This window comes from Ferruginibacter albus, assembly GCF_020042285.1.
Taxonomy (GTDB): domain Bacteria; phylum Bacteroidota; class Bacteroidia; order Chitinophagales; family Chitinophagaceae; genus Ferruginibacter; species Ferruginibacter albus.
Genome location: NZ_CP083388.1, coordinates 1,783,027 through 1,794,097, shown reverse-complemented (window position 1 = coordinate 1,794,097; position 11,071 = coordinate 1,783,027). Strand labels below are relative to the sequence as shown.

General features: G+C 36.3%; 5 protein-coding genes. All 5 read left to right on the top strand.

From position 1 onward, the window contains the following. Window positions 1–92 precede the first annotated feature (92 nt). The 5 genes from K9M53_RS08010 to K9M53_RS07990 all read left to right on the top strand — a co-directional run bounded on the left by K9M53_RS08010 (window position 93) and on the right by K9M53_RS07990 (window position 11,059). Entirely contained in the window at window positions 93–1,805 is a 1,713-nt protein-coding gene (locus K9M53_RS08010; protein ID WP_224019110.1) for a glycoside hydrolase family protein, read from the top strand. Window positions 1,806–1,934: 129 nt separating this feature from the next. Continuing rightward, a complete protein-coding gene (locus K9M53_RS08005; RefSeq protein WP_224019109.1) occupies window positions 1,935–3,086 on the top strand; it encodes a Gfo/Idh/MocA family protein in 1,152 nt (383 codons plus the stop codon). Between the two features lie 545 nt (window positions 3,087–3,631). Beyond that, the gene (locus K9M53_RS08000) at window positions 3,632–4,735 is read left to right on the top strand and encodes a T9SS type A sorting domain-containing protein (RefSeq protein ID WP_224019108.1); all 1,104 of its coding nucleotides are present in this window, start codon (window positions 3,632–3,634) and stop codon (window positions 4,733–4,735) included. Window positions 4,736–5,537: 802 nt separating this feature from the next. Next, complete coding sequence (locus tag K9M53_RS07995; RefSeq protein ID WP_224019107.1) at window positions 5,538–7,598, top strand: T9SS type A sorting domain-containing protein; 2,061 nt, start codon at window positions 5,538–5,540, stop codon at window positions 7,596–7,598. A gap of 299 nt (window positions 7,599–7,897) precedes the next feature. Continuing rightward, window positions 7,898–11,059, top strand: coding sequence for a DUF7619 domain-containing protein (locus K9M53_RS07990; RefSeq protein ID WP_224019106.1), 3,162 nt, complete (start codon window positions 7,898–7,900; stop codon window positions 11,057–11,059). The last annotated feature ends 12 nt before the right edge of the window (window positions 11,060–11,071 follow it).

Genomic DNA, 11,071 nt, shown 5'->3' with positions numbered 1-11,071 from the left:
GGGGATTTAGATACGCCCGTCTTCGACAAGCTCAGACTGACAGCATTTAAATCATTAAAGTATCATTCTTAAATTATAATTAAAGAAGAACAATGAGAATAACGAAATCATATTTCCTTTTTATAGCAGCTATTTTATTTACAAATACTTTATTGGCACAGGTTGCACAACAAGAATTGGCTACAGTAAACAAGATGCCGGACCTGCCTAAACCATTTAAAATAATAGACTATAAAAAGCTGGCCCTGGATTTTGATAAAACTGTTTTTGATTTTAATGCAAAAGAAAAATTCTATCCATTGGTTTGGATAGACAGCAGCAATAAAAACTTTCCTCAACCCGTAGTTGGCATGTACACTGCTATTGGGGATGCAAGACAAGGCCCTCAGAATAACAAAGGCATGTTTCATGAAGGATTGGCAACTATGGGCGCTACGCTGGGAGCAACTTTAGTTGGTATCGATAAAACCAAAGGCATTAACTATGCGCAAATGCTGATCAATTATTTCAACAAAGAAACCGGCTGGAACATTATGATGAACAACACTTGTCCTGAAGTAGCATTATTAGGCGGTGGTTATGGAAGGGATTGGTGGTACGATGTTTATCCGAACATGTTATTCTATTCTATTTATGATAAGTATCCTAACGTTGCACATTATGATGAAATAGCAAAAAGCATTGCAGAAAAATTCTATGCTGCTGATTCTATTTTAAACGGTGACTACAATTATTCTTTTTTTGATTATGGCAAGATGCAACCCATGAAGAATTGGATCTGTGCACAGCCCGATGTTGCTGCAGGGCATGCGTGGGTATTATACATGGCGTATAAAAAGTTTGGAGATAAACGCTATTTAAAAGGAGCTATCAATGCATTGCATGCATTGCAATCGCAAAAGATAAATCCTATTTACGAGATCATCATGCCGTTTGGCGCTTACCTGTCTGCACGTATCAATGCGGAGTTGAATGAAAATTTTGATACGCACAAAATGCTGGATTGGTCGTTTAATGGAACAGCTGTTTGTCGTGAAGGCTGGGGCGTGTTAACCGGCAACTGGAATGGCTTTGATATTGATGGAATGGTGGGAAGCACCGTAGACAGAGGCGGCTACGGCTTTTTAATGAACACATATGATATGGCAATGCCGATCGTTCCGTTGGTTCGTTACGACCAATCGTATGCAACTGCTATTGGCAAATGGATGCTGAACGCTGCTAATGTTTGCAAATTATTTTATCCGCAATATATGCCCGCCGATCATCAGACTGCTTTTAAAGAATCACCTGTTACAAAAGGTGTGATAGCGTATGAAGGCATAATCAAAAAATCAGATTATAAAGGTTTTGAGAATATGGCAGCGCCTGTTGCACAAGGTGACGGCCCGTTGTGGGTACCGGGTAAAAATCCAACTGAATCACAGTTTAGTGTTTATGGAAGTGCGCACGTTGGCATCTTCGGAAGCATTATCCGTAAAACAAATGTGGAAGGAATTTTACAATTAAATTTATTAGCTACCGATTTCTTTCACGATGAAGCGTATCCTACTTATTTGTACTACAACCCCTATCCTGCTGCCAAAACTATAACTGTTCGTATTGACGGAACATCAGCAAAAGATATTTATAATACAGTTAAAGGAAAATTTGTTGCACGTAAGATTACTAAGACATGCAGCATTACTGTCCCTGCAAAATCCTCGGCCGTATTGGTGTTCGCTCCTGCTGCAGGAAAACAAACCATGCAAGGAAATAAATTGCTTGTTAATAATATAGTAGTGGATTATCATTATAAAAAGTAAAAAATTACAAAGGCACAAGGGCATCAATCGTTTAACATGAGACTACAAAACTATCACGACAGGAAATAAACCAAGCGAATTACTCTCCTCGTCTTTGTGCCTTTGTAATTTATCATTCAACTTATTACTATGAAACAACCATTCAACATCGGCGTTTTAGGCGCAGGAAATTTTGCCCGGTTCGCTGTGGGTGAGTTTATTAAAACAAAGAATGTAAAACTTCATGGAGTATTTGATGAAAATATGGAGAATGCCATTTTATTAAAACAAATCCAACCTACTACTAAAATCTATACTTCTGCCAAAGAATTACTTCTTGATAAAAACATTGATCTTATTTATATTGGCACGCCACCCTACTTACATTACGAACAATCAAAAGCAGCTTTATTAAACGGTAAACATGTTATTTGCGAAAAGCCTGCTGCATTAACTGCTGCTCATGCATTTGAATTAAAAACAATTGCCGAAGAAAAGAATTTATTATACACAGTAAATCTAATGCAGCGTTACAATCCTTTGTATTCAGCTGTTGATGTATTGATAAAGCAAAAAATATTGGGCGATTTTTTGCATGGCTTTTTTGAAAATTATGCCTGCGATGAAGTACTGCCACCAACACATTGGTTTTGGGATGAAACAAAAAGCGGTGGAATTTTTATTGAACATGGTGTACACTTTTTTGATATGTTCGAAGGTTGGTTAGGGAAAGGCAAGGTCATCGCCGCACAAAAGATGAATCGTAAAGGTTATCCTACAATATGGGATAAGTACCAGGCTATTGTTCAATACCCAAATGGGTTGGTAAACTTTTATCATGCTTTTGAACAAGCAAAAATTTTAGATCGGCAGGAATTGCGTTTGCAATTTGAACGTGGCGAAATTACTTTGTACGAATGGGTGCCCACACGACTAAAAATGACAGCGGTTTGTACTGAAGAAGAATTGAAAAGCTTAAAGAAAATATTTCCGACTGCTGATTTAGTAATCATCGATCGCTTTAGCAAAGTGCAACAAGCTACTGCACGTTTTAAAGAAATCAGCTTTGCTTATAAGATACAACTGGATACCGGCAATAAGATACAGAAGTATGCTTTGTATGCGCAATTGGTTTCCTCCATGTTCGAAGATCAGCTGCAATGGATCAATGACAATACGCATATTCGCAAGATAGACCAATACAATGCAGTGTGTTCGGTTGCTATAGCAGAAGCAGCGAATGAAATAGCAGTAGTAATAAATACAGAAATTCCTAATAATAATCTCCATTACATTTCATAGTAAAAGTCATAAAAATTTGTGGACCTAATATTCTTTTCTCCAAAGATTTTTTTTGCGTTGTTTATTACCTGCACTTCTTCCATGCTATAAATGACAAATATTGTAATTAAGATTTTTTCCGAACCCAAAAGTGGCTTACTTAATCCCGGTGATAATCACAATCAACATATTGATAGTTAATAGACTTGTTATAATTCACAATCCATCAATTGAGATTTGTCAACCTCTTTTTTTACTCAAATATGCTTTGTTGATACTTGCGAATAATTGATGTTAGTACATTTACATAAACATTTAATCTGATTAAAAATATGCTTGTTTTATCAGATTACTAAAGTTGCAAACCATCCACGATGAAGCGAGCTTGTACATATCTGAAGGTTGGTATCAAACAATTTATTTTAACCAAGTTTAGTTGAAATAAACAACACTCCGTTTGATGTTGCAAAAAATACAAGCAGATGTATTAGAAACAGGTAGTAATATGTTTAAGAGAATAAAAACTTTCATTTTACCATTATCTAACAATTAAAAAACTTAACAACATGAAAAAAGTTTACTTTATTTTGATTTTATTAGTAATAGGCGGAGGTGCCTTTGCCGGTATGAACCAAGGTTATTGGCGTTGGCGCAACGATGATGGATCGGAAACTTCAGCAACCTGGAGTGGGGCCCAAACTACAGCTATTAATTATACTTCACCAACAAATGTATTGCGGATTCGTACTGAGATTTATTCTACCGCTACAGGTTCTCAGCAAGCTTTACAATTGCAATACTCCACAGACAATGCTACCTGGATCAGTATTGGCGCCTATAACCCAACCGCAGCTTTTAACCTTGCAGGATCAGATTCTTATGTAACCGATCAAGCAGCAACTACTAAGCAATTGCCCAGTTCTAATGCTACTACCTATGCGGGCGGAGTATCGATGATTAACACAACATCATATTACTTAGTATTGAGTTCTAAACGCACCACTGAATTTGAATGGTTTATCTTAGGCACAGCAAGTACACTGGATAATCAAACATACTATTTCAGGGTGGCAAATACTGGCTCTTCTACAAACGGTAACCCATCCTTAACTACCTCATTTACTCCACTTCCTGTTAACCTTACCGGCTTCTCTGCAACTGGCAATAGCAATAAGAATATTGTACAATGGTCTACAGCATCCGAGCAGAACTGTGCCGATTTTACTGTTGAAAGAAGCAGCGATGCTAATACCTGGAGCGCAATTGGAACAGTAAAAGGAAACGGTACTACAAGTGTGGCACACAATTATAGCTTTATAGATGCGGAGCCATTGAACGGCATTAACTACTACCGTATTAAACAAAATGATATTGACGGGCAATATTATACTTCTGTCACAAAACAGGTGAACTTTAAAACTACTATTACTGCCATGGCTTCGCCAAACCCTGCAAAAGGTATTATAAGTTTTAAAACAAATGCAGGCATTACTAATGTACAGACGCTCTTGACAAGAGTAAGCGGGGAAATTGTACATCAACAAAAATTCAGCAGTATCCAAACAAATGCAATCAACAGATTGAATATGGCTGCAGTAGAGCCTGGCGTATATTTATTAAATATAAAATCGAAAGAATTTTCTACCATTATTAAAGTAATTGTAGAATAACAGTCCAAAATTTAATTTTGAGGCTATCTCAAAAGCTTATTATTTCACACAAAAAGCAAAGGAAAACAGAGAATCAATGATTGATTTTCTTTAGTATTTACTTTGTGTCTTTAGTATAGTTGCGTGAAATTTTTCATCTTTTGAAATAGCCTCTTTTAAATTCAGACAATTGAATATGTTAAGGCTAGAAAAAAGTTTTTGGTTAGTTCCTGTTATTTCAGGAATACTTTTTTTGCAGTAATATGTATGATAAGCAATATTTATTAAGTTTTATCGAAACGCCTGTAAGTGACCTGTTAATACCTTTCAGTTCAAGCAAAGGATTTATTGTAGCAATAGTAAAGAACATGATAAGCCTTTAAATACTCCGTATGGGAAAGTCGGCATTTTAATTTGTAATGAATCTGCAACACTTTTTGCTGCCACTAATATGGTGCAACAGGGTGCCAACTTTTTTTGCAACCTAAGCAATGATGGCTGGTTCAATGACACCTATGTTTGTTGTACAGTTGTAATAATTCTTACCCTTATTCCTATTTTCAAAAGAATGACTCGTAATACGTTTGCTTACCAATACTCAGTTACTATAGCAGACAATTAGATGGGTATAGATTTGCAATTTCTATTGCATAACATTTGACAGTTTCTTCTTTCGTATTAATAAAACAGATTATAGAACCATCAGCAGAGAATTAAGCTCCAGTCTAATTAATTGATGATCGATCTCCGACGGAAACGTTTGCATTGTTTCTTACAATATGGCAGTTGCTAATTATTACATTTGTAATCACAACTACTTGCCATGAAGAAAGAACTATTGCTTTGCAGCTTTGCAATCTTTTTCTCTTTTATAGTATCAGCACAACAAATAGCATTTCCCGGAGCCGAAGGCTTTGGTAAATATTCCACCGGCGGACGTGGCGGTAAACTGGTTGAAGTAACTACGCTGGAAGATTCTGTAGCAGGTAGTTTGCGCTGGGCATTGGATCAATATGTAACCATCGATTCTGTCTATAAAGATGCGCTGAATCCTAAATATCCTATCACAAGATTTGAACCGCTAACTATCGTATTCAAAGTGTCCGGTGTTATTCATTTAAAAAGCGATCTGAAAATTAAAAGAGATAATCTAACCATTGCGGGGCAAACAGCACCCGGTGATGGTATTTGCACTGCCGATCATTCGGTACTGATTAATGGCGCCACAGGTGGAGAACAATTTTATTGGGGGCCTCGTCGTAAAAATGTAATTGTTCGTTACATGCGTTTCAGAAGCGGCATTCCCCGTGATGTGAATGGTACCCCTACCAGTTCTTTTGTTACCTATGGATTGGATGTAGAGAATTATGAAAATGTAATAGTTGATCATTGTTCGATAAGCTGGGCAAACGAAGAATGCTTGGCGATCTATGATAATAAAAACACAACAGTGCAATGGAGTATCATAAGCGAAGGATTATACAATGCTAATCATCCAAAAGGCTTGCGTGCTTATTGCGGTGTTTGGGGCGGACAATATGCCTCGTATCATCATAATTTAATTGCAGACCAGGCAAGTCGTACAGCACGCTTTGACGGTTCGAGAGCGCATGACACCGTTGCATTGGTCGATTATAGAAATAACGTTATTTACAACTGGGGAACATCGAGTTCGTGTTATGGCGGTGAAGTAGAAATTAATGGCGGCGTCTCTAACGTAAATATGGTAAATAATTATTACAAGCCGGGACCTGCAACGCCAAGTACCTTAAAGTTTGTTCAATGCTATTATACCTCTCCTAACCCGATCGGGCATTGGTATATTACCGGTAATACCATGATCAACAGTCCATCTAAAACAAGTGATAATTGGACAGGTGTTGATATATCGAAAAACCCCGTAGACAGCCAGGCAAATTTAAAATCAACCACAGAATTTCCTATCGCCATACCATTGCCGTTGCAAACTGCTTCTGATGCATTTGATTCTGTATTGGCGAATGCAGGCGCTATTCGTCCTAAAAGAGATACTATTGATAGACGTATTACCAATGAAGTATTAATGGGTACGGCTACCGGAAGTGGATATTTTGGAACCGCTAAGGGTATTATTGATGATCCTTTAGCTGTTGGTGGATGGCCTATTTATAATACGTATGATGTTCCGACAGACACTGATCATGATGGAATGCCGGATGATTGGGAAACAGCTCATTCATTAAATCCAAATGATGAAACAGACAGAAACACTGTTGATGGTTCGGGTTATACCATGCTGGAAGTTTACTTAAATGAAATAGCAATTGAAACGCCTGTTCCCGTAAAATTGGTTTCCTTTACCGGGGTTGCAGTTAACAATTCAGCTGCTGCATTAAAATGGACAGCAACAAACGAAACAAATAATAAAGGCTGGGACGTTGAACGCACTCTAATTGGTAGTGATCAATGGCAGAATATTGGTTTTATTAAAGGCTCAAGTAATAGCAGCATTACGAACAATTATTCTTTTACAGATGCTGGGATAATTTCAGGACAAACATACCAATATCGTTTACAACAAATAGATATAGATGGGAAGATCAGCTACAGCAATATTATTAGCGTAAGGTTTAATACTGATAATGATTTAAACATGTCTGTATATCCAAATCCTGTTACCCGTTCAACAACGATCGGTTATTCATTACCGTTTGCAGCGCATATTCGTTTGTTTGTTTATAATTCACAAGGACAAATCGTAAATAAAACAGCTGATAGCTATTTACAAAAAGGTAACTACCAGCAATCCATAAACGCAACGAATTGGCCGGCAGGCAAATACATAATTAAATTAATGACTGATGGAAAAACAGTAAGTACTGGTTTTATTAAAGCAGGAAAATAAGCATGACAAATATCAACCAATAATAATACGATAATTTAACAAAAAATTTGGGTGGTATTGTAACAGTTGTTATTTTGCACTCAACGATTGCTTGTTATGGTTACATAGAATACATAACACAAAATAAAGGCCCGGTTTCTAAAGAACCGGGCTTTGTTTTTAGCAAATTTTTTTTCTTTAGCAACACTAGCCCCGGCACTATTACTACCCGGACCATTAACTGTCATAAAAATTAATGTCTCAGACAACAACAAAATCCTAATTTGTCTCTAGTATATCTGAATGCCAAACTTACTTACATGAAAAGAAATCTATCCTTACTATTTTCTTTGATGCTATTATGCTGTGTTGTGAAAGCTCAGTATGTAACAATACCTGACAACTCTTTTAGATTGCATTTACAAACTGCCTATCCTTCCTGTTTTAATGAAGAGGGCAAATTGGACACAACCTGCAGCGCTATTTTGAATGAAACTACATTATATACTGATGTAGATTCATTATTTGAAGGAGTACAATATTTTAAAGCATTAAAATACTTATATTGTAATGTTCGATACTATGGCGGTTTACCCGAAAACTTGCCCAACTCAATAACTTATATAAACTGTAGTTCTCTTTATTTGACTAGCTTACCTAAGCATTTACCCAATTCATTAACCTATCTGGATTGTAGTAATACCCATATAAGTAATTTACCTGCGGTTCTCCCTAGTTCTTTAACTTATTTGAATGCCAGCAGCAGTAGTATAACCAGTTTACCCGACAATATGCCTGCTTCCTTAATTACTTTAAATGTAAGTAACTGTAGTTTAACTAATTTACCCGATAACCTACCCGGTTCCTTACTCTATCTAGATTGCAGTAATAATTATAAAATGCTTGATTTGACAGAGAGTCTCCCTAATTCAATAACCCACTTAGATATAAATAATTGTATCCTTTTAACCAAATTACCTCAACACTTACCCAATTCGTTAACTTTTTTGAATTGCAGCAATGAAGCTTATCTTACAAGCTTTCCTGCTTTACCCCCTTTTATAGATTCCTTAGAATGCTCGAGCAATACATTTTTGTTGAAATTACCAACTTTACCGAATTCTTTGAGATATTTAAATTGCACTTTTGGTTCATTAACAGAACTGCCAACACTTCCGAATTCGTTAGTAACCTTACTATGTAGTTCTAATTATTTAACAAGCTTACCGGCTTTACCGAATTCTTTAAAATATTTGGATTGTGATCTCAATTCTCAATTAGAACATTTGCCACTTTTGCCTGATAGTTTACAATACTTAAATTGTTCTAATAATGTATTACTTGATTTGCCGGCATTACCCAATTCGCTATCTTTTCTAAATTGCCAAAATAATAAGCTTACAAGTTTACCTTCTTTGCCGAATGCATTGATAAGATTAATCTGTGACAATAATAAATTAACTAGCCTTCCTCCTCTTCCAATGAGTTTACAAGATTTATGGTGTGGCTATAATAATTTTTCCACACTGCCTAAGCTGCCGGATAACTTAATAAGATTAGAATGCATAAAAGACAGTTTAACTACTTTACCTGCATTACCGTCGAAGCTTGCTTCTTTATATTGTTCCAGCAATAAGCTAACCAGTTTGCCTGCTTTACCAATTTCCCTTATATCTCTTTTATGTCAAAACAACAAAGATTTATACTGCCTTCCACTATTACCAGATGGATTAGACTCTTTAGGAATTGGTGATGACGGCAAAATACATTGTTTACCTAATCATCCTCTTTCTTTATCCTATATATTTGTTTGTGATTCTCTAGAGGTATTGTATATGGATGATTCTCACCTTATTCAGTTGCCCTTATGTAATCCTACCAACAATATTAATCACTGCACCTCTTTCCCTGTATTAAACGGAAAGATATTTTACGATAATAACAGCAATGGTGTTAAAGACACTAGCGAGTTATATCATCCTTATATAAAACTAAACTTATCCAATAACAGGTACACATTTAGCAACACACAAGGTTATTATGAGATAGGTGCTAACTACGGTAATTATCAGCTTTCTGTAGAAGAACCAAACTATTACAAAGCTGCGCCTGCATCTGTTTTCAACTATAATTTTATTAGCTACGATACTTTAATAACACAGGACATTGCCCTACAACCAACAAAGGCTGTAGATAGCCTAAGCATTAATATCATACCTAACTGGTCTGCAAGACCGGGGTTTGCTTTCCCTTGTATTGTTAACTATTCCAATGTAGGTACTACTACTATTAACCCCGTTATTGCCTTTACGTATGACAGCAGCTTGTTAGTATATGATTCTTCTTCCAATCATTCTGCTACTATTACCGGCAATAAGGTGACAGTAAACGAAAGCAGCTTTGTACCTGGAGCAGCTAATAGTTTTACTGTTTATTTACACTTAAAAACTACCGACACATTAGGAAGTATTATTCACAATAGCGCTACAGCTTCTGTTAATGCTGCCATAGCTTCCAATGAAACATACACAATAGTTCGTGGGGCATACGATCCTAACGAAAAAGAAGCTACCACTAATCTTACTCCTCAACAGGTAGCAGCAGGTAAAGCCATTAATTACGTTATTCGTTTTCAAAATACAGGAACGGATACTGCCTTCAATATTGTAGTCAGCGATACATTGAGTAGCGCATTGGATGCATCCAGCTTACAAATGATAGCCTCTTCTGCACCTTGTAAAGTAACCGTTGACAGTAACATTGTTTTCTTTGAATTCTTAAATGTATTGTTACCTGACAGCAATGTAAATAAACAGGGAAGCAATGGTTATGTAAGTTTCAGCATTAAACCAAAGGCAGGCACCAGCAGCGGAAGCATACAGAACAAAGCAGCTATCTACTTTGATTATAATGCTCCAGTAATTACCAATACCGCTGTTACTACTATTGCAGAGAATACCACTGTGCCTGTTAAATTAATTTCTTTTAAAGCATTGAATGAAGCAGGCAGCAACAATGCATTGCTTTACTGGAATACTGCCAATGAGATCAACACAAAACAATATATTATTGAAGAAAGCACAGATGGGGTTCATTTTGATTATTTAGCAACAGAAACAGCCAAAGGAAGTCAAGGTGGAAGCTATAGTTATACAACATCGCCATCTACACCTACCACCTATTATCGTCTTAAAATAATAGACAACGATGGCAGGTATAGCTATTCATCTGTTGTAAGTATCACAAGGCAAAGCAACGATATTGTATTGTTAAACAATCCTGCAGGCGATGTTATCTTTATTAAAAACAATGCAGCATCTTTAAATAATACGTTAGCAAACATCATTAACAGCAATGGCGGCAGCGTGCAACAGTTTACATTGAAACAAGGAAGACAATCAATTGATGTACGAAAATTAGCTACAGGAACTTATTATATAAAGACCTCTTCTACCTTATTAAAAGTGGTTATTTCAAGATAAGATCAAACAAAA